Below are 25,485 nucleotides of genomic sequence, written 5' to 3' on the forward strand. Positions count from 1 at the left end.
GCTTCCACTTTTCGTCGCCGCTGAGTGTAAGCGCTTCCACTCCTGGGAGATCGGACGACGGGTGCCACACAGTGACGAAGGTCAGGGCGCGACCATCTACGAGGTCGCGCAGCGGGCGGGCGTCTCCATCGCCACCGTCTCCCGGGCGCTGCGCAACACCGGCCCCGTCGCGGCCGGGACGCGCGAGAAGGTGCTGAGGGCGGTCGAGGAGCTCAGCTTCACCCCGAGCCGCCTCGGCGTCTCCCTCGCCCAGGGCCGCCACGCGGCCAACGGGATCGTCTTCCCCGACCTGTCGGGCCCCTACTTCGCCGAGGTCCTCCTCGGGTACGAGGAGGTGGCCGCCGAGCTCGGCCGTTCCGTGCTCATCCTGTCCACGCGCGGGCGGGCGGCCGTACAGGACCTGGTCAGGGACCTCGTCGGCCGGGTGGACGGCATGGTGATCTTCGGCAGGACCGTCGGGGACGCCGTGGTGGACGAGATCGTCAGGAGCAGGACGCCGCTGGTCCTGCTCGCCCGCGACCCCGTCGAGCGGGCGGACGCCGTCTCCAGCGAGAACACCGCGTCGGCCGAGGCGCTCGCCGCCCACCTGCTCGGTCACGGCCACACCACCTTCGCCCTCGCCGGGGACGACGACCGGGGCGACGTCACCCAGCGCTGGACGGGGGTCAGGCGGGTCCTGTCCGCCCATGGGATCCGGCCTCCCGCGCCGCTGCCCTGCGAGCTCACCGTGGAGGGCGGGTACGCGGCGGGACGGACGCTGCTCGGGGGAAAGACCAGCCGGGCGCGGCGTCCCGAGGCGGTGATCTGCGCCGACGACCAGGTGGCCCTCGGCGTCATCCTGGCGGCCGAGGAGCTCGGCCTCGACGTGCCGGGCGACGTGGCGGTCACCGGCTGGGACGACATCATGGCCGCCCGCCACGCCAGGCCCGCCCTCACCACGGTGCGCCAGCCCATGCGCCTGCTCGGCGCCCGCGCCGCCCGTGCGCTGGACGAGCTCATCAAGGGTAGTCGTACCGTCCCGAAATCCGAGATTCTCCCCACCCAGCTGGTCGTCCGATCCAGCTGCGGGCCTCACCCCCTGGAGGAAAAGTGAAGAAGTACGCCGTCGGGATCCTCGCGCTGGGGCTGGTGCTCGCGGGGTGCGGCCGGAGCACCGGAGGGGCCGCGGAGCAGGCGAGGGACGTCGACACCGGCAAGGCCACCGGCGAGGTCACGGTCTGGGCGATCGGGGCCGAGGGGGAGGCGCTGGGCGCCTTCGCCAAGGACTTCGAGACGGCCAACCCCGGCATCACGGTCAAGGTGACCGCGCTCGGCTGGGACTCGGCCCACGACAAGATCACCGCGGCCATCGCCGGGAACGCCACCCCCGACGTCACCATGCTGGGCAGCACCTGGATGGGCGAGATGGCCAAGACCGGCGCCCTCGACCCCACCCCGGCCAACCTGATCGACAAGTCGGCGTTCTTCCCCGGCGCGTGGGGCACGGTCGAGGTGGAGGGGACCGCGTACGGCGTGCCCTGGTACGTCGAGACCCGCGCCCTGTACTACCGCAAGGACCTCGCGGAGAAGGCGTCGGTGAAGCCGCCCGCCACCTGGGAGGAGACCACCGCCTTCGTGAAGGCGCTCAAGGAGAAGGGCGGCGCCTCGCTCGGTGTCGAGCAGAACTTCCGGCAGGGCTCCTGGCAGGAGGTGCTGCCGCTGGTGTGGCAGGCGGGGGGCGAGATCGTCTCGGGTGACAAGTGGACGCTCGACACGCCGCAGATGGTCCAGGCGCTCAAGCACTACGGCTCGTTCTTCGAGAGCGGGCTCTCCAGCACCGACCAGCCGACCGGCGCCTTCCCGCAGACGTTCGTCAAGGGGAAGGTCGGCGCCTTCTACTCGGGGCCGTGGATGATCGCGGGCCTGGAGAAGGACGGCGGCGAGGGCTTCGGCGACAAGCTCGCCGTCGCGCCCTACCCGAAGGGGAGCGCGGGCGGCCCCAGCCTGGTCGGCGGCAGCGACATGGTGGTCTTCAAGGACGCGAAGAACCGCGAGGCCGCATGGAAGTTCCTGCGCTGGCTCGTCGACCCCAAGGTCCAGGCCACCTGGTACACCAAGGTGAACGCGCTGCCCAGCGTCGAGGCCGCCTGGCGGGACCCGGCGCTCACCACCGACGAGCGCGTCACCGTCTTCGGCGAGCTGCTCAAGGACGCCAAGGCCGTCCCCGCCGTGCCGACCTGGGAGCAGGTGGCCAAGGTGATGGAGACCGAGGTCGAGAAGATGGCCCTGGGCAAGCAGACGGCCGAGGAGACGGCCAGGCGCGTCCAGGAGCAGGCCGAGACCATCGGGACCGGGGTCTGACCATGGTGGTCAGCGAGCGGGTGGGCTCGCGCGAGCCCGTCAAACCGGCCCCCGCGAGGGAGCGGCGATCCGGCGGAGGATTCCGCCGCGCCGGCCTGGCCTGGGTCTTCGTGACGCCCTTCGTGGTGATGTTCGCGGTCTTCTGGGCGGGGCCGCTCCTCGTCGAGCTCGGCATGAGCTTCACCGACATGCGCAGCACCGACGTGCGCGACCCCCTCGGGGTGAACCTTGTCGGGCTCGACAACTACCTGCGGCTGTTCGACGACGAGCTCATGCGCAAGGCGGCGGTGAACACGCTGATCTTCGTGGTGACCGCGCTCCCGCTCACCATCGCCCTCGGCCTGGGCGCGGCCGTGGCGCTGAACTCGGGGATCGCCCGGCTGCCCGCCGCGTTCTTCAGGCTCGGCTACTACCTGCCGTACGTCACCAGCATCATCGGCGTCGCGGTGGCCTGGAGGTTCCTGCTCGAACCGGACGCGGGGCTGGTCAACCAGGTGCTCGGGGCTGTGGGGGTGGACGGTCCCCGCTGGCTCGCCGACGAGGACCTGGCGCTTCCGGTGATCATCGTCATGACCGCCTGGCGGAGCTTCGGCTTCGACATGGTCGTCCTGCTCGCCGCCCTGCAGGGCATCCCCAGGGAGCTGTACGAGGCGGCGGAGGTCGACGGCGCCGGGCGCTGGGAGCGGTTCCGCTCCGTCACGCTGCCGATGCTCCGCCCGGCGCTGCTGTTCTGCACCGTCTACAGCTCCATCGGGTTCGCCCAGTTCATGGAGGAGCCGCTGGTGATGACCCAGGGCGGCCCGGCGGGGGCGACCACCTCGGCCTCGCTCGCCATCTACGACCAGTTCGGCTCCGGCAACTACGGCTACGCCGCCGCCGCCGCGAGCGTCCTGTTCACCGTGATCGTGGCCCTCGCGGTCCTGCAGTTCCGGGTCGGGAGGTCCAGATGAGATCGGTCCGGGGCCCTCAGGCCCCCGCGAAATCCGCTCCGGGCCGCAGGCCCCTGGTCAAACGCCGCTTCTCCACGTACGCGCTGCTCAGTGCCGGGCTCGTGGTCGTCGTGCTGCCGTTCGTCTGGACGCTGCTCACCTCGTTCAAGCCGGAGACCGAGATCAGGCGGACCCCGCCCGACCTCCTGCCGGTGCAGTGGACGCTCGCCAACTACGGCGAGCTGCTGGAGAAGATGAACATCACGCAGGTGTTCGTCAACAGCGCGGTGGTGGCCCTCGCCACCGTCGCGGGCAACCTGCTGTTCTGCTCGATGGTCGGGTACGCCTTCGCGAAGCTCTCCTTCCGTGGCAAGAACGTGCTCTTCGCGCTGGTCCTCACGCAGATGGCGCTCCCCGCGATCGTGGTGATGATCCCGCAGTTCGTGCTCATCGCGAAGCTCGGCCTGGTCAACACCTTCCTCGGGATCATCCTGCCCGGCCTGGTCACCCCGCTCGGCATCTTCCTGATGCGGCAGTTCATCTCGGACATCCCCGACGAGCTGATCCACGCCGCGCGGGTCGACGGCGCCAGGGAGTTCCGGATCTTCTTCCGGATCGTGATGCCGCTCTGCAAGCCCGCGCTCGCCACGCTCGGGCTGATCACGTTCCTCGGCTCGTGGAACAACTTCCTGTGGCCCGCGGTGGTCGCCCAGAGCGAGGACAAGTACACGCTGCCCGTCGCGCTTGCGATCTTCAACGGCTACCAGGGAACCCAGTACGGCCTGCTCATCGCCGGGGCGGTGGTCGTCGTGCTGCCGGTCCTCGTCCTCTTCGTCTTCCTGCAGCGCTTCTTCATCCAGGGAATCGCCTCCACCGGACTCAAGTAACCCCCCACGTAAGGAGCCCCCGTGCGTCGTCGTCACGCTGCCGCCCTGGCGGCCGGCCTCGCCCTGATCACGGCCGCCCCCTCTCCCGCCTCGGCCACCCCTTCCCCCGCCCCCTCCGCGTCTTCCCTTGTCTCCCCTGATGCCCCCTTGACAGCGGGGCATCAGCGAGAACTGCTGCGCCGCTACGCCGCAGACACCTGGAAGTCCATGGCCGCGCTGGCCGACCCGGCGACCGGGCTGCCCTCCGACAAGATCGACGGCTCGCTCGACCCCGCCACCCGCGCCAAGGTGACCTCGCCGACCAACATCGCCACCTACCTGTGGAGTACGGTGGCCGCCCGCGACACCCGCCTCATCTCCAAGGGCGAGGCCCTGCGCCGCGTGACCAGGACGCTCGCCTCGACCGCCAAGCTGGAGCGGCACGCCCCGACCGGCCAGTTCTACAACTGGTACGACCCGCGCACCCTCCAGATCGTGCGCACCTGGCCGGAGAACGGCTCGGCCGTCCAGCCGTTCCTGTCCAGCGTCGACAACGGCTGGCTCGCCGCCGCCCTGATGATGCTGAGAAGCGCCGTGCCCGAGGTCTCCAGGCAGGCCGGGGCGCTGGCGAGGAGCATGGACTTCGAGTCCTACTACGACCCGCGGGCGCGGCCCGACGCGGGCACCGGCCTGCTGCGCGGCGGGTTCTGGCCGGACAAGCCCACCGGCTGCTCGGTCGAGAGCGACTACAACGGCTCGGGGACCACGGTCCACTCCACCTGCCACCACTACGGCGCGCTCACCGAGGCCAGGATCGCCAGCTACGTCGGCATCGCCCTCGGCCAGCTCCCGCCCGAGCACTACTACGGCATGTGGCGCACCTTCCCCGACACCTGCGACTGGGCGTGGGCCGAGCAGAAGCCGGTCGGCGCCTGGCGCACGTACATGGGCGTCAACGTCTTCGAGGGCACCTACGGCTACCGGGGCATGCGCCTGGTGCCCACCTGGGGCGGCAGCATGTTCGAGGAGCTGATGGTGACCCAGCTCGTGCCGGAGGACGTCTGGGGCGCCAGGAGCTGGGGCCGCAACCAGCCGGTCTACATCGCCGCCCAGATCGAGCACGGCATGAACGAGGCGAAGTACGGCTACTGGGGCTTCTCCCCGTCCAACGACCCCGCCGGTGGCTACCGCGAGTACGGCGTGGACGCGATCGGCATGGACACCCCCGGCTACACCTCCGACCAGGAGCGCACCTCCGTCGACTACGGCTTCGAGGGATGCCGCGAGGGAACGCCCGAACCGGCGTCGTACGGGGACGGCGTGGTCACCCCGCACGCGTCGTTCCTCGCGCTGCGCCACACGCCCGGCGCGGCCCTCGCCAACCTTGCGAAGCTCAGGGCGAACTTCGACGCCTACGGGCCCGGCGGCTTCTACGACGCGGTCGCCGTGCGCAGCGGCAAGGTCGCCAAGCAGTATCTCGCCCTCGACCAGGGAATGATCATGATCGCGCTCGGCAACGCGCTCGCGGACGACAGCCTGCGCCGCCACTTCGCCACCCGCGACGTCACGGCAAGGCTCGCCCCCGTGCTGCGCCAGGAGGAATGGGCCGTCGTGCCGCCCAAGTGAGCCGTACTCCAGTAACCACCCAACCGACCATCGGGGAGACGTATTCATGAGCACGGCCGACGCGGCACGCCGGGACTGGCAGGCCCGGATCCACAAGGCGTCGGGGGAGGTGACCTCGACCCGTCTGGCCGGACCGGTCGAGGTCGCCGCCCCCCGCGACCTGCGCGCCGACAGCGGAGGCGGGCACGTCACGCTGACCTGGGAACCGGTGGCCGGGGTCGTCGGCTACCTCGTCCACCGCGCGCCCGCCGAGGCGGGGCCGTACACCTCGACCAAGCAGCGCGACGTCGACGTGCCGGCCGTGCCCGATCCGCGCTACGTCGACACGCGCGGGGAGCCCGCCTGGTACCGGGTCGCCGCCGTCACCACCATGGAGCGGACCGGGCCCTTCACCGAGGCGGTGTTCGCCGCGCCGCTCGCCGAGGCGGGCGCCGCGGCGCTGCGGGTCGACGCCTCGACGACCACCCGGCCGCTGCCCAGGCCGTGGAAGTACATGATCGGCTCCGAGCACCTGTCGCACATGCTGTCGGCCGACACCGTGGGCGGGCGCCCGATCGGTCCCGAGCTGACCGAGGCGCTGTGGACGATGCGCGACGAGCTCGGTGTCGAGACCGTGCGCGCCCACGCGATCCTCTGCGACGACCTCGGCGTCTACCGGGAGGAGGACGGCAAGCCCGTGCACGACTTCAGCCGGGTGGACGAGGTCTACGACACGATCACCGCGTTCGGCATGCGGCCGATCGTGGAGCTGTCGTTCATGCCGCGCGACCTCGCCGCCGACCCGTCGAAGACGGTCTTCGGCTACGGGGCGATCATCTCGCCGCCCAGGGACTACGACCGCTGGGGCGACCTGGTCCGCGACCTCACCCGGCACCTCGTCGACCGGTACGGCCTGCGCGAGGTGGTCGACAACTGGGCCTTCGAGGTGTGGAACGAGGCGAACCTGGAGGTCTTCTGGAGCGGCACGCCGCAGGAGTTCTTCCGCCTGTACGACGTGTCGGCGGCGGCGGTGAAGGACGTCCACCCGGACATCCGCGTCGGCGGCCCGTCGTCGGCGGCCAACGGCTGGGTCCAGGAGCTGATCGACCACGTGGACGCCTCGGGCGCCGCGCTCGACTTCGTCTCCACCCACACCTACGGCAACGCCCCGCTCGACTGGCGGCCAGCCCTGGAACGGCACGGCCGCGCGGGCACGCCGATCTGGTGGACGGAGTGGGGGCCGACCCCCACCCATTTCCACGGCATCGGCGACGGGCCGTTCGGGGCGGCGTTCCTGCTGCACGGGATGCGGTCGGCGGCCGGGCGGGTGGACGCGCTCGCCCACTGGGTGGCCTCGGACCACTTCGAGGAGCTGGGCCGCCCACCGGCGCTCTTCCACGGCGGGTTCGGCCTGCTCACGGTCGGCAACCTGCGCAAGCCCCGCTACCTCGCGCTCGCCCTGGCCGACCGGCTGGGCGAGGACGAGCTCGCCTGCTCGGCCGGAGGCGACGTCGCGGGGGTCGAGGCGTGGGCGGCCCGCTCGGCCGCCGGCGCCGTCGGGGTGCTGGTGTGGAACGGCACCCTCGACCAGGACCGGGCCGACGGCTCGGAACTCCTGTCGCGCGAGGTCACCCTCACCGTCGAGGGCCTGGCCGAGGGGGAGTACGCCGTCCGCCACCACCGGATCGACGAGCGGCACTCCAACATCCGGGCCGTCTGGGCGGAGATCGGCGGGGACGCCGCCTGGCCGGAGGGCGAGCAGTGGGAACGGCTCCGCGCCGCGAACACCCTGGACGAGCTGGAACCCGCCCGTACCCTGCGCGCGCAGGAGGACGGGACCCTGCGGCTGGGGTTCACCCTGCCCATGCCCGCCGTCTCCTACCTGGAGTTCGTCCCGGCCTGACGGGGCCGCGTCCGGTCGCCGGGACGCTTTCGGGAACCGCGGGCACGCGGGAGGGCAACAACGGGTGTCCTGACCGAGAGCCGAGAGGCCGGATATGAGTGAAACGAGCCGGACCCGGACGGGGGAGGGCGGCACCTTCCCCGTCGACCGGGAAGGGGACCGTGACGCCTCCCCCACCGGCGGAGCGGGGGGCCGTGACCTCTTCCCCACCGGTGGGGGAGGGGACCACGACGCCCTCCTCGCCGGTGGGGGAGGGGGGCGCGACGCCCTCCCCGCCGACGGGGTACGGGACCGTGCCCCCTCTCCCGCCGGGTCCCTCGTCGACGGTACGGAGGCCGACGACGCCTCCCTCATCGTGCTGTCACGCCGGGAGCCGGAGGCGTTCGCCGAGGTCTTCCACCGGCACGCGCCGGAGATCAAGCGCTACGTCACCCGGCGGCTGGGAGCCGACGCGGCCGAGGACGTCGTGGCGGACACCTTCCTCGTGGCGTTCCGCGGCAGGGAGGGCTACGACCCGGCGCGGCCCAGCGCGCGCCCGTGGCTGTACGGCATCGCGACCAACCTGGTCAGGCGGCACAAGCGTGTCGAGGTGCGGCAGTTGCGCGTCCTCGAACGGACCGGTGTCGACCCGGTGACCGTCCCGTTCACCGAGCGCAGCGACGAGCGGCTGAGCGCCGGTGCCGCGCGGCGGAGGCTGGCGGCCGCCCTGGCGAGGCTGCCCGCGGGCCACCGGGACGTGCTGCTGCTGGTCACGTGGGGCGGCCTCACCTACCCGGAGGCCGCCCAGGCGATGGGCATCCCGGTGGGCACGGTCCGCTCGCGCGTCAACCGGGCTAGGAGCAAGGTGCGCAAGGAACTCGGCGGGGTCGACCCCACGTCCGTCAGCGAGGAGACCTTCCATGGATGAGATGACCCAGATGGACCGGCTGCGCTCGGAAGTGCCCCGGCCGGGCCCGGCGGAACTGCGCGCGGAGGAGCGGCGGTTGCTGTCGGAGATCGCCGCCCTCGGCGCGGCACCGTCCGGCCGCGAGGGCCGCGAGGGCCGCGAGGGCCGTAAGGGCCGCGAGGGCCGTAAGGGCCGCCGGGCGGGCCTCCGGGGGAACCTCAGGCTGAGCCTGGGGACGAGCCTGGCGGTGGGGGCAGGGGCCGCGCTGGTCGTGGGACTCGGGTTCGTCGACACCGGCTCGCCCCCCCGGCCGGGGACGGCCGTCCGGGTGACGCCCGTGGCGATGTCGGCGGTCCTCCAGCGGGCCGCCAACACCGCGGGCGAGCGCGACGAGCTGTACCCGAAGCCCGGCCAGTTCCTCGCGTACGAGCTGCAGGTCATGTTCCCGGTCAAGCTGCGGGAGGGCGGGAAGGAGGTTCGCTACCTCGCCCGCAGCCTGTTCAAGGTGTGGCTGCCGGTCGAGGGCTCCGCCCTGGACGGAGGGGTCATGGCGAGCGAGCACCTGGAGCCGAGGCCGTTCCCCGGGGAGCCGCTGCCCGCCGAGGCCAGGCGCAGGGCGGGGACCGTCGTGCCGCCGTCGAGGCTCACCGGCTACGACGTCCGCGCCGAGCACCAGCGCACCGACTACGCCTACCTGAGCCGGTTGCCCGCCGATCCCGCGAGGATGCGCGAGCACCTCTACAAAGGGCTGGCCCAGGACCCGCTGGCCGACTACAAGGCGTGGGGGAGTGTCGGCTCGATGATCACGCAGGCGTACCTGCCGTCCGCCCAGCGAGCCGCCCTGTTCCGGGCGGCCGGCACGATCCCCGGCGTCGAGACCGTCGACAGGGCCGAGGACGCCGCCGGGCGCGAGGGGGTCGCGGTGGCGATGGCCAACACGCTCGGCGGGGTGCGGCACGAGTACATCTTCGATCCCGCCACCTACCTGTACCTGGGCGAGCGCGTCGTCGTGACGGACGCGGCCAGGGCGGGAGCGCCCGAGGGCACCCTGCTGACCTCGACGGCACAGCTGAAGGTCGAGGTCGCCGACGGCGCGCCCGAGGTGGCCGACCCCGCGCCCGACGGCGCCGCCCCCGCGCCCGAGGTGGCCGACTCCGCTTCTGACGGCGCCGATCCCGTGCCCGATGATGCCGGCCCCGCGTCGGAGGCGCGGCACAGGTAGCAACGGCGGCACAGGTGGACCGGCGGCGGTGCGAGAACCCGGGGTAACCGGGGCGCCCCGGGGGCCGGGTCCCGGTAGGCCATGTCCCGGTGGCCGAGGTGGAACCGGCGCCCGCCCCGCACCGCCGCCCCACCCGCGACAAGCACATGACCGGCCCGCGATCCGCCCGCCGGGAACACCTGGTCGGCCCACGGGACACACACGGTTAGCACAGACCGTGCAATCGTGACGCACGGGTCGAGTGGTATTAATCCACACTCTTTTCCACAGTTCAAGGGCTGGAGAATTCAACATTCTCTGTCACCATTGCCCCATGCATGCCTTCCGTTTTGTTCGCGCCGCGGTGTTCGCGGTCGTGTGCGTGACGGCGTCGTTGGCCATGCACGTGCTGGCCGGAGGCAGCCCGGTGGGACCGGGCGTGCTGGCCTGGGCGATACTGCCGACCGCGGCGGGCGCGTTCGCGCTCGCCCGGCGGCAGCGCGGTTTCGGCATGCTGCTGGGGGCGAGTTTCGCCGCGCAGTACGGCATGCACCTCTGGTTCACCTCCGGCGCGGTGCCACCGTCGACCGGGCACGAGCACGGCGCCGGTGACCTGTCCACCGGCCTGTTCATGGTGCTGGTGCACGTCGTGACGGCGTTGCTGTCGGCCCACTGGCTGGAGCGGGGGGAGTGCGGCCTGGCCACGCTCCTGTTCCTGCTCTTCGCCTCGGTGCTCACCCCGCTGCGGTGGCGCGCCCCCGTCACCGGCAGCGTCGTGCTCCCCGCCGCGCCCGCCGACCGGGTGCCACCGGTCGCCCGGCTGCTCGCCGCCGCCGTCTCGCGCCGCGGGCCGCCCGCGCCCTCGTACGCCGTCTGACATCGGGCCGTCGCGCCCGGACGCCGCCGTGCCCTCGCGGGCCCGCGTCTCCGGGCGCCGTACCCTCCCCGGTCGCGGGTCGTCGCGCCGTCGCGCCCTCCCCGGCCGGTGAGCCCGGATGTCGACGCCCACCGGCTCCCGGTGACACCGGCGCCGCCCGCGTAGTACGGGCGGCGTCCGCCAGCCGGTGGTAGCGGCAGCACCTGCCAGCACCGAACGCCAACGGGCCGCGCGCCCGGCTCCCACCATGCCTCCGGCGGGTGGGAACCGGATTCCCGCCCGCCCTTTCGCGACGCCGAACCGAACCTCACACCGCGGTGGCGCGTACCTGACGGTGCGCGCGTTCCCTGCGAACGGAGAACCCTCCCCATGACGTCTGACGTCGAGATCCAGCCCGAGACCGGGCCGTCCGGATCGTCCCCGGCCCCCGTGACCCCCGCGTCCCCTGTGTCCCCTGTGTCTTCCGGGTCCCCGGTGCCCTCCACCTGGGCGACGCTGCGCTCGCTCCTGCTCCGCCTGCACTTCTACGCCGGGATCCTCGTCGCGCCCTTCCTGCTGGTGGCCGCGACGACCGGCCTGCTGTACGCCGCCTCCTTCCAGCTGGAGAAGGTGGTCCACTCCCACGAGCTGACGGTTCCCGTACCGGCCGGGCAGCAGAAGCTGCCCCTGGCGCGGCAGGTCGCCGCCGCGACCACCGCGCACCCCGGCGGGACGATCGGGGCCGTGTGGACCTACGACGAGCCCGACGCGACGACCCGGGTGCTGTTCAACGACCCCGGCCTCCCGGAGAGCGTCCGCACGGCGGTCTTCGTCGACCCGTACACCGCCCAGGTCCGCGGGACGCTGGAGAGCTACGGCGGCTCGGGCGCCCTGCCCGTGCGGACCTGGATCTCCCAGCTCCACCGCCACCTGCACCTGGGCGAGCCGGGGCGTGTCTACAGCGAGATGGCCGCGAGCTGGCTGTGGCTGGTCGGGCTCGGCGGCCTGGTGCTGTGGCTGACCCGCCGCCGCCGTGCCGGTCAGCGGCTGCGCCGCCTCGTCGCCCCCGAGCGCGGCGCCCGCGGCCAGCGCAAGACCCTCTCCTGGCACGGCTCGGTCGGCCTGTGGGCGCTGGTCGGCCTGCTCGCCCTGTCGGCCACCGGCCTGACCTGGTCGAAGTACGCGGGAGCCAACGTCGACGTGATCCAGAGGGCGATCGGCTGGGGCACCCCGTCGATGCCCGTCTCCGGCGGTCACGGTGACCACGGTGGCGGCGCCGGAGGGGACGCGGGTGCCGCCCCGGCCGCCGACCCCGACCGGGTCGTCCAGGCGGCGGCGGGCAAGGGACTCTCCGGACCCATGGAGATCGTCTGGCCGGCCGAGGCGGGCGACCCGTACGTCGTCAAGGAGACGGACCGCCTCTGGCCGCAGCGCAACGACCAGGTGGCGGTCGACGCCGCGAGCGGCCAGGCGGTCGCCGAGCTGCGCTTCGACGACTTCCCCATCGGCGCCAAGCTGACCCGGTGGGGCATCGACGGGCACATGGGAGTGCTGTTCGGCCTGGCCAACCAGATCCTGCTCGGCGTGCTGGCCCTGGCGCTGATCTCGGTCATCGTGTGGGGCTACCGGATGTGGTGGCTGCGCCGCCCGACCCGCGGGTTCGGCGTCCCCTACGAGCGCGGCGGCCTGCGGCGGCTGCCCCTCGCCGTGGCCCTGCCCCTGGCGGCCGTCGCGATCGCGGTGGGCGTGTTCCTCCCGCTCCTGGGCGTCTCGCTGCTCGCCTTCCTCGTGGTCGACGTCGTCCTCGCCAGGGTCGCGGCGTCACGCGCGAAGAAGCGGGACGCCGAGGGGCCGGGCGAGCCCGGCGACTCCGGCGACTCCGGCGAGCCCGGCGAGTCGGATGAGCCGAGCGAGACCGGCGAGTCCGGCAAGTCCGAGGCCGGGGTGTCCGGCTGAGACCCGCCGAGGGCGACTGAAGGACCTTCCAGGACCCGGGCCGGCCGGTGACGAGTGACACCGGCGGCCCGGCCGGGACGGCGGGGGCGGCGGGGGCGCGGCGTGGGGCGCACGCCGCGCCCCCGCCCCGGCCCAGCCCCGTCTCCGCCCCGGCTCAGTCGGGGTGGTGCTGGTGCTGCAGGTAGGCGGCGGTCTCCGGGTTCGCCGGGAAGTACGCCTCGATGGCGAGCTCGGCGACGGTGATGTCCAGCGGGGTGCCGAAGGTGGCCATGGTGCTGAAGAAGGCCAGCTCCCGGTAGCCGCGGCGGAGCCGGAGGGGGATCACGATGTCGCCGGGCCCCGGCCGGTCGATCTCCGGCTCCGGCTGGTCGCAGGGGTAGTCGTCGAGCTCCTGCCAGAGCGCCGCCAGCTCGGGGTCGGCGGTGAGGCTCATCTGGCGGCGGAGCCGGTGGAGCAGGTGGGCCCGCCACTCGCCCAGGTTGATGATCCGCTGCGCCATGCCCTTGGGGTGCAGGCTCAGCCGCAGCACGTTGACCGGGGGGACGAGCAGCTCCGGCGCGACCCCGCGCAGCAGCAGCCCGGTCGCGGCGTTGCGGTCGACGAGGTTCCAGCGCTGGTCGACGACGATCGCCGGGTACGGTTCGTGCCCGCTCAGCACCTGCCCCAGCGCCTCCCGTACCGACGCCATGTGCGGTGAGTTGAGCGGCGTCTCCGCGTAGAGCGGCGCGAACCCGCCGGACAGCAGCAGGTGGTTGCGCTCGCGCAGCGGGAGCTCCAGCTCCTCCGCGAGGTGCAGGATCATGTCCCTGCTCGGCTTGGACCGGCCCGTCTCCACGAAGCTCAGGTGCCTGGTGGAGATGTCGGCCTGGATCGCGAGGTCCATCTGGCTCATCCGCCGTCGTTCCCGCCACTGGCGCAGAAGCTCGCCTACCGGCCGGGACGCGCTGGTGGTGGTCACGTACGCCACGATAACCGGCGGCGATCGGCGAAACCATTACCACACACGTAACGCGCGCCATGATGTCGGCGCTGAAGCTCGCGCTTCCTTGAAGAATTCGGATCGCTGGTTACCGCGGTCCATGTTGGCTAGAATTATGTACATGACTGTTCTTCCTCTCGCGGACGCGAGAAACCGGCTCTCCGGCATCGTCGAGTCCGCCGTCAGCACCCACGAGCGCTTTGAGATCACTCGCAACGGCCTGCCCGCCGCCGTGCTGCTGGCCGCCGACGACTACGAGACGATGCGCGAGATGATCGAGATTCTCGCCTCGACGGAAACGGTGGCGGCCATCCGCGAAGGGCTCGCCGACCTGGAGTCGGGACGCGTCTCCTCCCTTGAGGAGGTGGAGGCCGAGCTCCGCCGGACCGGTCGTCTGTGAGCAGGCGATATGAGCTCAGCCTCACCCGCCGCGCCAGGCAGGACCTCGCCGAGCGGCTGCCGGCGAAGGTCGTCCCGGCGGTCTGGGAGTTCATCACCGGCCCGCTCCTGGACAACCCTCGCCGGGTGGGCAGGCCTCTCGACGAGCCCCTCGCCCCGCAGTGGTCGGCGCGCCGGGGCGAATACCGGGTGCTCTACCTGATCGACGACGACACGGTCGTGGTCCAAGTGGTCACCATTCAGCATCGGTCGGACGCCTACCGGTCGCGGTGAGGGGTGATCCCGGTCAGCGGCGGCGGACCTTGGTGGCGAGGCGGTTGAGGATGCGGTCCCACTCGGTGCCGAAGGGGTTGTCCTGGACGAGGTAGGTCCAGGTGGCGGTGGGGCGCTTGAGGCCCGCTCCCTCCAGGTCGAGGCCCTCCTCGGTGACGGACGCGGTCTCGAAGGTCTCGACCGAGCGTGACTCGATCTCGGCCAGCAGGCGCTGGTACGCCGGGACGGCGTCCTTGTGGAACTCGTCGATCGGGTTGAGCCTGCCGAGGACCCGCAGGTGGATGCCCTCCCGCAGCTCCGCCAGGTACGCCAGGTGGTCGGCCCAGCCCCGGTCGAGGTGGAACAGCACGATCTGGCGGGCCGCCTCGCGCAGCACCTCCTCGTCGACGCTCTCCGCCAGCTCCGCCCACCGCTCGGGGGCCGCCTTGGCCAGCGCGTCGCCGGCCACGTCGTCGCGCAGGACCCGGTCGCGGCGCTCCAGCAGCTCGCCGCGCTGCCGCTCCAGCAGCCGGGTGTAGCGCCAGGTGTTGCGGTGGATCTCCATGTTGACGCCCTCGGCGACCCGCTGGGCGTGGCCCACGAGGGAGTGCTCCGGCACGCCCTTGGCGTACTCGTCGGCGACGTAGTGGGTGATCAGCTCGTCCTCGCCGCTGACGAGGAAGATCGAGCCGCCGGGGTCGCCCTGGCGGCCCGCGCGCCCGCGGAGCTGGTCGTCCAGGCGGCTGCTGGTGTGCCGGCCCGAGCCGATGACGTACAGGCCGCCGAGCTCGTCGACGCCCTCGCCGAGGCGGATGTCGGTGCCGCGCCCGGCCATCTGGGTGGAGACCGTGAGCGCGCCGCGCTCCCCGGCCCGGGAGATGATGGCCGCCTCCTCGGCGTCGTTCTTGGCGTTGAGGACCACGCACTCCAGCCCGCGCCCGGCCAGGGTGAGCGACAGGCGCTCGGACTCGGCCACGTCCAGGGTGCCGATCAGGATCGGCCGGCCGGTGGCGTGCACCTCGACGATCTCCTCGACCAGCGCGAGGTCCTTCTCCATGCGGTACTCGAAGAGGCGGTCGGGCTCGTCGATCCGCACGTTCGGCCGGTTGGGCTGGACCACGGCCACCTTGAGGTCGTAGAACTCCCGCAGCTGGTCGCCGACCGCCACCGCGGTGCCGGTCATGCCGCACTTCTCCGGGTAACGGGTGATCAGCGCCTGGACGGTGATCGAGTCGAGGATCTCGCCGGTCTCCGACGGCGAGAGCGCCTCCTTGGCCTCCACCGCCGCCTGCAGCCCGTCGGGCCAGCGCTGCAGCAGCGCCACCCGGCCCCGGGAGGGGTTGATCAGGTGCACCTTGCCGTCGCGGACGATGTAGTCGACGTCCTTGGTGAGCAGGGCGTGCGCGTGCAGCGCGAGGTTGACGTCCGTCAGGGTGGCCGGGGTGTCGTAGAGGTCGAGGCCGAGCGCCTGCTCGACGGTGTCGATGCCCTTGCTCGTCAGATGGACGTTGCGCGCCTGGTCGTCGAGCTCGTAGTGGTAGCCCTTGACCAGCTGCCTGACCAGCACGGCCATCTCCGGGACCGCGTCGCCCGGGTCGGCGGCACCGGCGAGCACCAGCGGCACCCGGGCCTCGTCGACCAGCACGGAGTCGGCCTCGTCGACCAGCGCCACGGCCGGAGCGGGCACGATCAGGTCGTCCACGCTCGTGCTCAGCCGGTCGCGCAGCACGTCGAAGCCGATCTCGCTGACCGAGCCGTACGTCACGTCCGCCGCGTAGGCCGCCCGGCGCTCCTCGGGGGTGGAGTTCTGGCCGATCCAGCCGCAGGAGACGCCGAGCGCCGCGTAGAGGGGGCCCATCCACTCGGCGTCACGCTGGGCCAGGTAGTCGTTGACCGAGATGACGTGGACGCGCTTGCCCTGCAGGGCGTATCCGGCGGCGGCCATCGCGCCGGACAGGGTCTTGCCCTCGCCGGTGGCCATCTCCGCGACGTTTCCCGACAGCATCGCCAGCATGCCGACCAGCTGCACGTCGTACGGCCGCAGGTCGAGCGCGCGGCGCGCGGCCTCGCGCACGATCGCGCAGAACTCGGGAAGGTCGTCGGCCGACGGCACGGGCAGCTCGTCGAGCGCGCGGATCCGCTCCTCGCGGGTCCCGGCCTCCGCGACGACCTTCTCGAACTTCGAGAGGTCGATGGTGCCGGGGCGTTCGAGGAACCGCCTGAAGAGCTGGGTAATCGAGGCCACGTTCCCTCCAACGCCCGTCCCCGGGCTCGCGTTCCGTCTCTCCGCACATTGTGGTGCAAAGATCGGCCGTTCAGGATCGGGGTGCTCCTGCCAGGTTTCGGGGCACCGGTGACTTGTCCTGTCATAGCGGGATAAGTCGGATGTGATTTTAGCCAACAAGCCGTAGACATCCACGGTGATCGGAACAAAGGTTGGAACATGGCCTTCTCCGATTACCAGTACGAGATCTACCTCAACGGCCTGGTCGGGACCCCGCCCCCGTACTCGACGTCCGTCGCCGAGCTGGAGCGGGTGGCGCGCGAGCGGCTCGACCCCGGACCGTACTGGTACGTGGCCGGTTCCGCCGGGACCGGCGCGACCGAGCGCGCCAACCGAGAGGCGTTCGACCGCCGGAGGATCGTGCCCAGGATGCTCCGCGACGTCCCGGTCAGGGACCTCGGCGTCGAGCTGTTCGGCAGGACCTACCCCGCGCCGCTCGCCCTCGCCCCGATCGGGGTGCAGTCGATCGTGCACCCGGACGGCGAGCTCGCCACCGCTAGGGCCGCCGCCTCGCTCGGCATTCCCACGGTGCTGAGCACCGCCGCGTCCCACACGCTGGAGGAGGTGGCCGAGGCCGACGGCCCCCGCTGGTACCAGCTCTACTGGCCGCACGACGACGAGGTCACGCTCAGCCTGCTCGACCGGGCCGCGAAGAACGGCTACGACACCCTGGTCGTCACCCTCGACACCTGGACCCTGGCCTGGCGCCCGCACGACCTCGACCACGCCTACCTGCCGTTCCTGCGCGGGACCGGCCTGGCGATCCCGCTGTCTGACCCGGTGTTCCGCGCCAAGCTGGCCCGTCCGGTCGAGGAGGACCTCGACGCGGCGATCATGCAGTGGGTGCCGATGTTCAACGGCCGCCCCCACACCTGGGACCAGCTGGCCCTGCTCCGCGACAACTGGGACGGGCCGATCGTCCTCAAGGGGATCCAGCACGTGGACGACGCCCTGCGCGCCGCGGACGCGGGCATGGACGGCATCGTCGTCTCCAACCACGGGGGCCGCCAGATCGACGGCGCCACGGCCTCGCTCGACGCGCTCCCCGCGATCGCGGCGGCCGTGGGCGACCGGCTGACCGTGTTGTTCGACTCGGGCATCCGCACCGGCTCCGACATCGTCAAGGCCCTCGCCCTCGGCGCGCGTGCCGTGCTCCTCGGCAGGCCGTACGTCTGGGGCCTGGCCGCGGGCGGCGAGGAGGGCGTCCGCCACGTGGTGCGAGGCCTGCTCGCCGAGCTCGACCTCACCCTCGGCCTGGCGGGCTACAGCCGTCCCGCCGATCTCGACCCTTCCGCCCTGGAGGCCCTGTAACCGCACTGGAGGCCCTGTGACCGCCCTGGAGCCTGGAGGACCTGTGACCGTCCTGGAGGAACCGTGATCGTCCTGGAGGAACCGTGAGCCTGTCCGACTTGCGGCCCGTTCCCCGTGACCAGCTCGTCTTCCGGCTGCCGCGGAAGTTCGAGACCGTGGAGGAGGAGCGCCGCCACCGCAGGGAACGCCTGGTCGCGGCGCTGCGGCTGTTCGGCGGGTTCGGCTTCGAGGAGGGGGTGGCCGGGCACATCACCGTCCGCGACCCCGAGCACACCGACCATTTCTGGGTGAACCCGTTCGGCATGTCGTTCAGGCACATCAAGGTGAGCGACCTGATCCTCGTCAACCACGAGGGCCAGGTGGTCGACGGCCGCCACCACGTCAACAGGGCCGCCTTCGCGATCCACTCGATGGTCCACCAGGCCAGGCCGGACGTGGTCGCCGCCGCGCACAGCCACTCGGTGCACGGCAAGGCGCTGTCGTCGCTCGGCACGCTCCTGGAACCGCTCACCCAGGACGCCTGCGCCTTCTACGAGGACCACGCCCTGTTCGACGACTACACCGGCGTCGTCCTGGAGACGGAGGAGGGCCGCCGCATCGCCCAGGCCCTCGGTTCCCACAAGGCGGTGATCCTGCGCAACCACGGGTTGCTGACGGTGGGCGACAGCGTGGACGCCGCCGCCTGGTGGTTCATCACGATGGAACGTTCGTGCCAGGCCCAGCTCCTGGCCAAGGCCGCGGGGCCCACCGTCCGGATCACCCACGAGAACGCCAAGCTCACCCACGGCCAGATCGGCGACGACACGGCCGGCTGGATCAACTTCCAGCCCCTGTACGACCAGATCGCCGCCACCGAGCCCGACCTGTTCGACTGAGGCCCCGTTCGACCGAGGCCCTGTCCGGCAGAGGTCTTGTCCGGCCGAGGTCCCGCGAGGGTCCCGTACGAATCGTCGTCACGGGACCCTCGCGGGCCGCCCGATCACACCGGGGCGGCCGCCTGCCCCCTCTCCCTTAGGGCGAGCAGGGCGACCGCGCCGAGCAGCAGGGCGCTCCCGCACGCCGCCGCGGGGGTGAGCCGTTCGCCGAGCAGCAGGATTCCCAGGATCGCCGCGCCGACCGGCTCGACAAGGGAGATCACGGCGGCCGTCGTGGCCCGTACCGCCACGAGACCGGTGAAGAAGAGCCCGTAGGCCAGGGCCGTCGGGACCGTACCGAGGTAGACGACGATCGCCCAGGAGGCGAGCGGGTCACCGGAGGGCAGCAGACCCTGGGCCAGTGCGACGGGGAGCAGGCAGAGCCCGCCGACGACGAAGCCGCCCGTCGCGGTGGCGTACGGCTCGTCGGTGGAGGCCCGGTTGAGCAGGGTCACGCCCGCGTACCCGGCCGCCGACAGCAGGGCCCACCCGACACCGGCCGCCGAGAAGGCCGCCGGCCCGTCGCCGAGCGTCAGCATGGCCAGGCCGGTCAGGGCGATCACGACCGCGCCCAGCCCGGTGGCGCTCAGGCGCTCACCCAGCAGCAGCCGCCCGCCCGCGGCCACCAGGACGGGGGTGGCTCCGATCGTGACCACGGTCGCCACGGCCAGGCCCGACTCGGCGATCGCCGCGAAGTAGGCCGTCTGGTAGACGGCCATCGCCACACCGGTGACCAGGACCCGCCCGAACACCGAACCCCGCCGGGCGAGTCGGGCCCGCCGGAGGACGGCGAGCGGTCCGGTGGAACGGGTTCGCCGGACGGTGGTCGGTGGTCCGGTGAGTCGGGCCGGCCGGAGGGTGGTGAGTGGCCCGGCGTGCCGGGGGCCGCCGAGGCCGAACAGGAGCCTGGCCAGCAGGAGCACGGCCGCTCCGGCGGCGAACCGCCAGAAGGAGACGGCGACGGGGCCGAGCCCGCCCGTCTGGTGGAGCAGCGCGCCGGCGGCGCCGCCGGTGCCCCAGGCGGTCGCCGCGATGGACACGTACAGCAGGCCCCGCCGCACGGAGACATGCGTCATGGAGGTCTCTCCAGATGAGGTGGTTGTCGTCAGGTCGCGCGTATGCGGACGGCAAGCACCCACCGGACCGCTCGGGTCCGGTCGTCAGGAGAGAGGGCCGCCCGCTAGCGGGCGGTCGGCGGGGAAACGATCAGAAACACGGAGACACCCTAACCAGGCACTCCTCACGGCGGCCACCGCTTATTCCGGCCCGTGTACCGGCACCCGTCGCCCGGTCCGGGAACCGCCCGGGAACCGCTCCGGCAACCGCTCCGGCAAACGTGACAGCGGCTGACAGGTATGGGCGGGACGATCGTTCCATGACCACGAAAGCACAACTCGTCGCCGTGACCATCGACTGCGCCGAACCCAGGCGGCTGGCCGAGTTCTACGCGGCCGTCCTCGGCGGTTACGAGGTCCAGTACGCGGAGGACACCTACGCCGGTATCGGCGACGGCACGACGAGCATCTACTTCCAGCAGAACCCCGACCGCAAGCCGTCCACGTGGCCGGGTCCCGACAAGCAGTTCCACCTGGACGTCCGCGTGCCCGACCTGGAGAAGGCCGTCCGGGACTACCTGGAACTCGGAGCCACCCGGCCCGACTTCCAGCCCGGCGAGGGAAAGTGGGTCGTGCTCGCCGACCCCGAGGGCCACCTGTTCTGCGTCTGCCCGCCCAGCGGCCAATGACCACCGACCACTGACCACCGACCGTCCGGACTTCGCCGGGCGCGAGGTGACCGACGGCCGGGCTGATCGCGGACCGGGTGCCGTTCGCGTCTCGGACCGGGGTGATCACCGGCCGCACGGATCCCGGACCCCGGACCGTGCGGCCCCGTCCGGGGTGAGCGGCCCCGTCCGGGGTGAGGGGAACAGAGGGGCAGGGGGTTCATCCGGACGACTGGACGATCCTGGAGGGATGCGCTGAAGTTGCCTTCCGGACTCTCTCCTCCCTGAACATCTCCTCGAACTTCTCCTCGAAGGCGACGGAGACCTTCCCGGAGGTGACCGAGAGCCCGTTCTCCCTCGCCCGAGGCTCGTCCGGAGGTGGAGGTCCGCACCCCCGAGGAGGACTGATGAGGCGGCACCCCCGGCGCGGGACGGTCGGCGTGATCTCGCTCGTCGCGGCGGGGGCGGTGGCGGCGGCCGCGCTGGTGGCGGGCCGCGCCGGGGCGCCGGACCTGGCGGCCTACGTGCCCCTGCCCGGCCTGCTCGCGCTGGTGGCCGCGGTGCTCGCGGGGGTGGGCGCCGGGCTGACCCTGGCGCGTCCCCGGCGGGACGGCCGCGCGGCACTGCGCGTCCTGTCCTGGTGGTGGGTCCTCGCCGGGGTCGTGCTCATCGTCGTGTCCATGTGGAGCGCCACGGCCGTCCTGCTGTTCCTCGCGGACACGGCGCCGGACGCGACCAAGCGCGTCGAGATGCGCCTGGACGCGGTGAAGACCGGCCTGACCGTGGGCGCCGGGGCCGTAGGACTGGTGGCGCTCCTTTTGGGCGTACGCCGCCAGTGGCTCGGGGAGCGTACGCAGGCCTACCAGGAGTACGACGCCGGCGAGCGGCGCGTGACCGAGCTCTACACCAAGGCGGCCGACCAGCTCGGGCACGACAAGGCGGCCGTGCGCCTGGCCGGCCTGTACGCCCTGGAACGCGTCGCGCAGGACAATCCCGAACACCGCCAGACGGTCGTCGACGTGATCTGCGCCTATCTCCGGATGCCTCCCGTCCCGGCCGCGCCGGTGGAGGCGGAGGCGGAGGCGGAGCCCGTCGGTCGGGAGGAGGTCATCGACCCGCAGGAATTCCAGGTGCGCGCCACGGCCCAGGGAATCCTCAGGAACCACCTGCGCTGGAGCCGGTCCGAGCCGGTCAGGCCCGTCATGTTCTGGCCGGACGTCGACATCGACCTCACGGGCGCGTGGCTCGTGAAGCTGGGGTTCGTCGACTGCCGGATGCGCCGGGCCGGGTTCGGAGGAGCCAGGTTCGAGGGGTCCGCCCGCTTCGACAGGGCCGTCTTCGAGGGCGTGGCGGTGTTCGGGGGAGCCGTCTTCACCGGCCGGGCGGCCTGGGGGGAGGCCGACTACAAGGCGGGTTTCGAGGGGGCGGTGTTCAGGGACGAGGCCGTGTTCCGGGAGGCGGTGTTCGCCCTCCGGGCGGACTTCAGGGAGGTCGTGTTCGAGCGGGCGGCGTTCTTCAACCGGGCCGTCTTCAGGGACCGGGCGCTCTTCCGCAAGACGGCCTTCGCGGGGACCACGCTCTTCGGCGACGCCGTGTTCGAGAACGAGGCCGTCTTCCGCCAGGCCGTCTTCGAGGGAGGGGCGTCCTTCGCCGAGACCGTCTTCACGACCGCGCCCGCCTTCTGGGAGGCGACGGTACGCGAGACGTCCGGGGTCCGGCGCTCCTGGCCCACCGGCTGGCGTGAGGCCGCCCGCGACGACGGCTCCGGCACCACGCATCTCGTCCTAGAGATCCGCGAGGACCGCGAAGTTCATGAGGACCGAGAGGAGCGCGAGGACCTCGAAGTTCGAGAGGACCTCGAAGTCCGCGAAGTTCGAGAGGAGCGTGGCGACCGTGAGGGCTCCCGGCCCGGCGATGACGGTACCGCGCATCTCGCCGGCGAGGGTTCCGAGAACCCGGAGGACCCGGAGGACCCAGAGGGCTCTGAGCGCTCCGGGCGCTCCGAGGACTTCAGGGACCCCGAGGCCCCCGAGCACTCCCGGCCCGTAGAGCCCGGCGAGTCCGTAGAGCCCATCGACGCCCGGACCGATGTCGGCGGGCTCGCCGGGCCGGGGGCCGGTCGGGTCCAGGCCGGTGGACAGGGCGCCGGTCACGCCCGAAGTGCCGGTTCGTAGGAATGTTCCCCACGAGGAAGGGCGCGGCATCGGCCGGACGGCGCCTCACCGCGTCTCGTACGAACAAGGGAAGGTCCCTACCCGTTCGTCATGCGCCTTAAGCTTGCGGGATGACCCGTGAATCGCTTCTTTCCGGATGCCCCGTCCGTTATGTGAGGTGGCGATGACCTGGGTCGGGATATCGATCGCCCTGGTCGGCGCGCTGGGCTACGCCCTGGGAGCTGCGCTCCAGCAGTTCGAGGCGGTCTCCGAGGGCGCCTCGCTGAAGCTGATGAAGCGGCCCCGCTGGTGGATCGGCGGCGTCATCGGTTTCACCGGGGCGTCCCTGCACGCCGTCGCCCTCAGCTTCGCGCCGCTGATCGCGGTGCAGCCGATCAGCGTGGCGACGCTGGTGTTCGCGGTGCCGCTGGCGGCGATGCTGCACGGCAGGCGTCCGCACAGGGGGGAGATCTTCGGTTCGGCCGCGGTGGCCGTCGGGCTGCTCGGGTTGCTGTTGCTGGTCCCCGCGCACCCCGTGAGACCCGACATGACGAACCAGGAGGCGCTGGGCTTCCTGGGCTGCGTCGGGCTGGTCGTGCTGGTGACCCATCTGCTGGCAAGGAAGATGACCGGCTCGGCCCACGCGCTCGTGCTGTCGGTCGCGGCGGGGGCGGTGACGGCCAGCGTCTCCACCTTCGTCCGGGTGGTGGGCGGCAACTTCGACGGCGACCTGAGCACGCTGCTCAACTGGTTCGCGCTGGCCATCCCCGTGCTGCTCATCTGCGCGGTCGTGCTGCTGCAGAAGACCTACGAGGTGGGTTACTTCGGCATCTCCTACGCCGCCGTCCAGATCGTCGACCCGATCACCTCGATCCTCGCGGGCGCGCTCCTGCTCGACGAGGCGGTGCCCAGCGGCTGGCTGAACGTGATCCCCGCTCTCGTCGCCGCCGCGCTGCTCGTCTGGGGGACGATCACCCTGGGACGGCTCTCCCCCGACCAGGGGGTGTCCGCCCCGATGCGCGAGAAGGCGAGCGTCGCGCCGTAGTCGCGAGACGACCACGGGGTCAGGGGGCGGGCGGTGTCCAGCCGAACACCTCGTCCATCGCGCCGTTCACGCTCGACGGGGCGAGCCGCCAGCTGAGCGCCATCATCGTGTCGCGCAGCCGTACGGCCAGCGGGCCGCGCATCCGGGTGACGCGGCAGATCGAGGCGGACCGGGCCACGATCTTGGACGTACGCTCCAGCCGCGCGGCGGTGTAACCGGCCAGCACGTCGTTCCCGCCGGTCGGCCCGCCGGTGCCGCCGGTGAACCTCCCGCCGTCGCCGGCCACGTGGGCCAGCACCACGGCGTCCTCGATCGCCTGGCAGGCGCCCTGGCCCACGTTGGGGGTCATGGCGTGCGCGGCGTCGCCCAGCAGGGCGACCCTGCCCCGGTGCATGGCGGGCAGCGGGGTGGCGAGATGGTGGACGTCGTTCCTCAGGACCTTCTCCGGTGAGGCCGCGGCGAGCAGCTCCGGGATCGGGGAGTGCCAGTCCCCGAACAGCCGGCGCAGCTCGGCCAGCTGGTCCCCGCCCCCGCCGCCCGCCGGGACGGTGTCGGTGGCGTAGCAGTAGGACGTGCCCCCGGCCAGCGGCATGACGCCGAAGACCCTGCCCCGCCCCCAGCTCTCGTACGCCTGACCCGGGACGCCCTCGGCGGGGATGAGCACCCGCCAGCTGGTGACACCCGCGTAGCGGGGGGCGGGGTGGCCGGGGAACAACGCCGACCTGACGGGAGAGTGGATGCCGTCGGCGGCCACCACCAGGTCCGCCTCCACCCGCCCGTCGGGGAGGGTCACCAGGCCGGCCTCCGCGTCGACCTCCGAGACCTCGGTGTTCAGCCGGACCGTGCCGGGCGCGAGGTGGGAGGAGAGCGCGTCGACGAGGTCCGCGCGGCGCAGCAGCACCACGGAGTCACCGCCGTTGCGGGCCGAGGCGGCCTCCACGCTGGTCCTCACCAGCCACCTGCCGTCGGAGCGCCGGATGCCGCCCGCGCCCTGGACCGCGGACAGCTCGCGGATCTCGTCACCGGCCCCGATCGTGTCGAGCGCCTTGAGCGCGTTGGCGGCGACGGCGAGCCCCGAGCCGACCGGCTCCAGGGACGCCGCCCTCTCGAACACCGTCACGTCCCAGCCCCGCCGCTGCAGTGCCACCGCCGCCGTCAGCCCGCCGATGCCCGCTCCGATGACCACCGCACGTGTCATGACCTTCTCCTTTACTACGGATGTAGTGGATGCTACTACGCCTGTAGTTGAACTACAAATGTAGTATCGGAGGGTGAAGTCCCAACGCGCGGAGCTCGTCGCCGACACCGCCATCGCCCTGCTGGCGGATCGGGGAATGCGCGGCCTGACCCATCGGGCCGTGGACGAGGCGGCGGGGTTGCCGCCGGGGTCGACCTCCAACCTGGCCCGCACCCGGTCCGCGCTCCTGGAGCTGACCCTCGCCCGGCTCACCCAGCTGGAGTCCGCCGCGTTCGCGCCGATCCTGGAGTCTCCCGCGCAGGACCTGGTCGAAGACCTCGCCGAGATGACGGCCCAGGCGCTCTGGACGCAGCTGACCGTCGGCCGCCGCCGGACGGTCGCCCGCTACGAGCTGGCCCTTGAGGCCACCCGCCGCCCCGAGCTGCGCAGGATCTACGACAGGGCCGGTGCGCGCTTCCGCGACCCCGCGGTCGCGATCCTCTCCGCCGCGGGCTCGTCCGACCCGGTACGGCACGGGCGCCAGATCGTCGCCTTCAGCGAAGGGGTGATGTTCGACGCCGTCATCGGCGCCGGGGCGGAACCGACCCTGGACGACCTCCGCCTGGGGATCGGGGAACTCCTGCGCGGCATGCTCGGCCGCGAAGGCGCGTAGAAGTCACACGGGCGCGGCGAACCGTGAAGCGGG

22 protein-coding genes are annotated in these 25,485 nt (G+C 72.2%); 18 read left to right on the forward strand and 4 right to left on the reverse strand.

Annotation, left to right across the window (positions count from 1 at the left end):
• The first annotated feature begins 61 nt into the window (after positions 1-61).
• From ACSC1Q_RS12830 to ACSC1Q_RS12875, 10 genes are all read left to right on the forward strand, one after another.
• Positions 62-1,093, forward strand: a complete 1,032-nt coding sequence (locus ACSC1Q_RS12830; protein WP_436758902.1) for a LacI family DNA-binding transcriptional regulator — start codon at positions 62-64, stop codon at positions 1,091-1,093.
• Positions 1,090-2,340 (forward strand): sugar ABC transporter substrate-binding protein, encoded by a 1,251-nt coding sequence (locus ACSC1Q_RS12835; protein ID WP_436758903.1) that lies wholly within the window; start codon positions 1,090-1,092, stop codon positions 2,338-2,340. The genes ACSC1Q_RS12830 and ACSC1Q_RS12835 overlap by 4 nt, the downstream gene beginning before the upstream one ends.
• A gap of 2 nt (positions 2,341-2,342) precedes the next feature.
• Positions 2,343-3,290, forward strand: a complete 948-nt coding sequence (locus ACSC1Q_RS12840; protein ID WP_436758904.1) for a carbohydrate ABC transporter permease — start codon at positions 2,343-2,345, stop codon at positions 3,288-3,290.
• Positions 3,287-4,156 carry a carbohydrate ABC transporter permease gene (locus ACSC1Q_RS12845; protein ID WP_436758905.1) on the forward strand — a complete coding sequence of 290 codons (870 nt, stop codon included), beginning with the start codon at positions 3,287-3,289 and terminating at the stop codon, positions 4,154-4,156. Before ACSC1Q_RS12840 ends, ACSC1Q_RS12845 begins: the two co-directional genes overlap by 4 nt.
• 147 nt (positions 4,157-4,303) lie before the next feature.
• Positions 4,304-5,761: a glucoamylase family protein gene (locus ACSC1Q_RS12850; protein WP_436758906.1), complete on the forward strand. Its 1,458-nt coding sequence runs from the start codon at positions 4,304-4,306 to the stop codon at positions 5,759-5,761.
• 46 nt (positions 5,762-5,807) lie between these two features.
• Positions 5,808-7,643, forward strand: coding sequence for a GH39 family glycosyl hydrolase (locus tag ACSC1Q_RS12855; RefSeq protein WP_436758907.1), 1,836 nt, complete (start codon positions 5,808-5,810; stop codon positions 7,641-7,643).
• 94 nt (positions 7,644-7,737) lie between these two features.
• A complete protein-coding gene (locus tag ACSC1Q_RS12860) occupies positions 7,738-8,550 on the forward strand; it encodes an RNA polymerase sigma factor (protein WP_436758908.1) in 813 nt (270 codons plus the stop codon).
• Complete coding sequence (locus ACSC1Q_RS12865) at positions 8,543-9,751, forward strand: CU044_5270 family protein (protein WP_436758909.1); 1,209 nt, start codon at positions 8,543-8,545, stop codon at positions 9,749-9,751. The genes ACSC1Q_RS12860 and ACSC1Q_RS12865 overlap by 8 nt, the downstream gene beginning before the upstream one ends.
• A 313-nt stretch (positions 9,752-10,064) precedes the next feature.
• Positions 10,065-10,607 carry a hypothetical protein gene (locus tag ACSC1Q_RS12870; RefSeq protein WP_436758910.1) on the forward strand — a complete coding sequence of 181 codons (543 nt, stop codon included), beginning with the start codon at positions 10,065-10,067 and terminating at the stop codon, positions 10,605-10,607.
• A 369-nt stretch (positions 10,608-10,976) separates the two neighbouring features.
• Positions 10,977-12,542: a PepSY-associated TM helix domain-containing protein gene (locus tag ACSC1Q_RS12875; RefSeq protein WP_436758911.1), complete on the forward strand. Its 1,566-nt coding sequence runs from the start codon at positions 10,977-10,979 to the stop codon at positions 12,540-12,542.
• A 154-nt stretch (positions 12,543-12,696) separates the two neighbouring features.
• Here the strand turns inward: ACSC1Q_RS12875 and ACSC1Q_RS12880 are convergent, their stop codons facing one another.
• A complete protein-coding gene (locus ACSC1Q_RS12880; protein WP_436758912.1) occupies positions 12,697-13,500 on the reverse strand; it encodes a helix-turn-helix domain-containing protein in 804 nt (267 codons plus the stop codon).
• A 142-nt stretch (positions 13,501-13,642) separates the two neighbouring features.
• Between ACSC1Q_RS12880 and ACSC1Q_RS12885 the strand changes: the two genes are divergently transcribed.
• Both ACSC1Q_RS12885 and ACSC1Q_RS12890 read left to right on the forward strand, forming a co-directional pair.
• Complete coding sequence (locus tag ACSC1Q_RS12885) at positions 13,643-13,921, forward strand: type II toxin-antitoxin system Phd/YefM family antitoxin (protein ID WP_435286912.1); 279 nt, start codon at positions 13,643-13,645, stop codon at positions 13,919-13,921.
• Positions 13,918-14,193, forward strand: coding sequence for a type II toxin-antitoxin system RelE family toxin (locus ACSC1Q_RS12890; RefSeq protein ID WP_436758913.1), 276 nt, complete (start codon positions 13,918-13,920; stop codon positions 14,191-14,193). Before ACSC1Q_RS12885 ends, ACSC1Q_RS12890 begins: the two co-directional genes overlap by 4 nt.
• Positions 14,194-14,206: 13 nt before the next feature.
• Here the strand turns inward: ACSC1Q_RS12890 and secA2 are convergent, their stop codons facing one another.
• Positions 14,207-16,408: an accessory Sec system translocase SecA2 gene (secA2, locus tag ACSC1Q_RS12895; protein WP_495573944.1), complete on the reverse strand. Its 2,202-nt coding sequence runs from the start codon at positions 16,406-16,408 to the stop codon at positions 14,207-14,209.
• Positions 16,409-16,615: 207 nt separating this feature from the next.
• Here secA2 and ACSC1Q_RS12900 point away from each other — a divergent pair, with 207 nt between their 5' ends.
• Together ACSC1Q_RS12900 and ACSC1Q_RS12905 are read left to right on the forward strand one after the other, a co-directional pair.
• A complete protein-coding gene (locus tag ACSC1Q_RS12900; protein WP_436758915.1) occupies positions 16,616-17,767 on the forward strand; it encodes a lactate 2-monooxygenase in 1,152 nt (383 codons plus the stop codon).
• An 83-nt stretch (positions 17,768-17,850) separates the two neighbouring features.
• Positions 17,851-18,642 (forward strand): class II aldolase/adducin family protein, encoded by a 792-nt coding sequence (locus tag ACSC1Q_RS12905; protein WP_436758916.1) that lies wholly within the window; start codon positions 17,851-17,853, stop codon positions 18,640-18,642.
• 104 nt (positions 18,643-18,746) lie between these two features.
• Here the strand turns inward: ACSC1Q_RS12905 and ACSC1Q_RS12910 are convergent, their stop codons facing one another.
• Positions 18,747-19,757, reverse strand: coding sequence for an EamA family transporter (locus ACSC1Q_RS12910; protein WP_436758917.1), 1,011 nt, complete (start codon positions 19,755-19,757; stop codon positions 18,747-18,749).
• Positions 19,758-20,056: 299 nt separating this feature from the next.
• Between ACSC1Q_RS12910 and ACSC1Q_RS12915 the strand changes: the two genes are divergently transcribed.
• From ACSC1Q_RS12915 to ACSC1Q_RS12925, 3 genes are all read left to right on the forward strand, one after another.
• Positions 20,057-20,425 (forward strand): VOC family protein, encoded by a 369-nt coding sequence (locus ACSC1Q_RS12915; RefSeq protein ID WP_436758918.1) that lies wholly within the window; start codon positions 20,057-20,059, stop codon positions 20,423-20,425.
• 386 nt (positions 20,426-20,811) lie between these two features.
• On the forward strand, positions 20,812-22,578 hold the full coding sequence (locus ACSC1Q_RS12920) for a pentapeptide repeat-containing protein (RefSeq protein WP_436758919.1): 1,767 nt from the start codon (positions 20,812-20,814) through the stop codon (positions 22,576-22,578).
• Between the two features lie 163 nt (positions 22,579-22,741).
• Positions 22,742-23,602, forward strand: a complete 861-nt coding sequence (locus tag ACSC1Q_RS12925; protein WP_436758920.1) for a DMT family transporter — start codon at positions 22,742-22,744, stop codon at positions 23,600-23,602.
• A gap of 19 nt (positions 23,603-23,621) precedes the next feature.
• Here the strand turns inward: ACSC1Q_RS12925 and ACSC1Q_RS12930 are convergent, their stop codons facing one another.
• On the reverse strand, positions 23,622-24,800 hold the full coding sequence (locus ACSC1Q_RS12930; RefSeq protein ID WP_436758921.1) for an FAD-dependent oxidoreductase: 1,179 nt from the start codon (positions 24,798-24,800) through the stop codon (positions 23,622-23,624).
• A 73-nt stretch (positions 24,801-24,873) separates the two neighbouring features.
• On the opposite strand from ACSC1Q_RS12930, the gene ACSC1Q_RS12935 reads away from it, so the two are divergent.
• Positions 24,874-25,452, forward strand: coding sequence for a TetR/AcrR family transcriptional regulator (locus ACSC1Q_RS12935; RefSeq protein WP_436758922.1), 579 nt, complete (start codon positions 24,874-24,876; stop codon positions 25,450-25,452).
• The last annotated feature ends 33 nt before the right edge of the window (positions 25,453-25,485 follow it).

Origin of the sequence: Streptosporangium heterodermiicola (assembly GCF_051390675.1) — a bacterium.
In the GTDB taxonomy this organism is placed as follows: Bacteria; Actinomycetota; Actinomycetes; order Streptosporangiales; family Streptosporangiaceae; genus Streptosporangium.

Bases quoted from the DNA above. Each gene is read 5' to 3' on its own strand.
- ACSC1Q_RS12840 (WP_436758904.1), top strand. From the start codon at position 2,343: ATGGTGGTCAGCGAGCGGGTGGGCTCGCGCGAGCCCGTCAAACCGGCC.
- ACSC1Q_RS12845 (WP_436758905.1), top strand. From the start codon at position 3,287: ATGAGATCGGTCCGGGGCCCTCAGGCCCCCGCGAAATCCGCTCCGGGC.
- ACSC1Q_RS12855 (WP_436758907.1), top strand. From the start codon at position 5,808: ATGAGCACGGCCGACGCGGCACGCCGGGACTGGCAGGCCCGGATCCAC.
- ACSC1Q_RS12860 (WP_436758908.1), top strand. From the start codon at position 7,738: ATGAGTGAAACGAGCCGGACCCGGACGGGGGAGGGCGGCACCTTCCCC.
- ACSC1Q_RS12865 (WP_436758909.1), top strand. From the start codon at position 8,543: ATGGATGAGATGACCCAGATGGACCGGCTGCGCTCGGAAGTGCCCCGG.
- ACSC1Q_RS12870 (WP_436758910.1), top strand. From the start codon at position 10,065: ATGCATGCCTTCCGTTTTGTTCGCGCCGCGGTGTTCGCGGTCGTGTGC.
- ACSC1Q_RS12875 (WP_436758911.1), top strand. From the start codon at position 10,977: ATGACGTCTGACGTCGAGATCCAGCCCGAGACCGGGCCGTCCGGATCG.
- ACSC1Q_RS12885 (WP_435286912.1), top strand. From the start codon at position 13,643: ATGACTGTTCTTCCTCTCGCGGACGCGAGAAACCGGCTCTCCGGCATC.
- ACSC1Q_RS12900 (WP_436758915.1), top strand. From the start codon at position 16,616: ATGGCCTTCTCCGATTACCAGTACGAGATCTACCTCAACGGCCTGGTC.
- ACSC1Q_RS12910 (WP_436758917.1), bottom strand. From the start codon at position 19,757: ATGACGCATGTCTCCGTGCGGCGGGGCCTGCTGTACGTGTCCATCGCG.
- ACSC1Q_RS12915 (WP_436758918.1), top strand. From the start codon at position 20,057: ATGACCACGAAAGCACAACTCGTCGCCGTGACCATCGACTGCGCCGAA.
- ACSC1Q_RS12920 (WP_436758919.1), top strand. From the start codon at position 20,812: ATGAGGCGGCACCCCCGGCGCGGGACGGTCGGCGTGATCTCGCTCGTC.
- ACSC1Q_RS12925 (WP_436758920.1), top strand. From the start codon at position 22,742: ATGACCTGGGTCGGGATATCGATCGCCCTGGTCGGCGCGCTGGGCTAC.
- ACSC1Q_RS12930 (WP_436758921.1), bottom strand. From the start codon at position 24,800: ATGACACGTGCGGTGGTCATCGGAGCGGGCATCGGCGGGCTGACGGCG.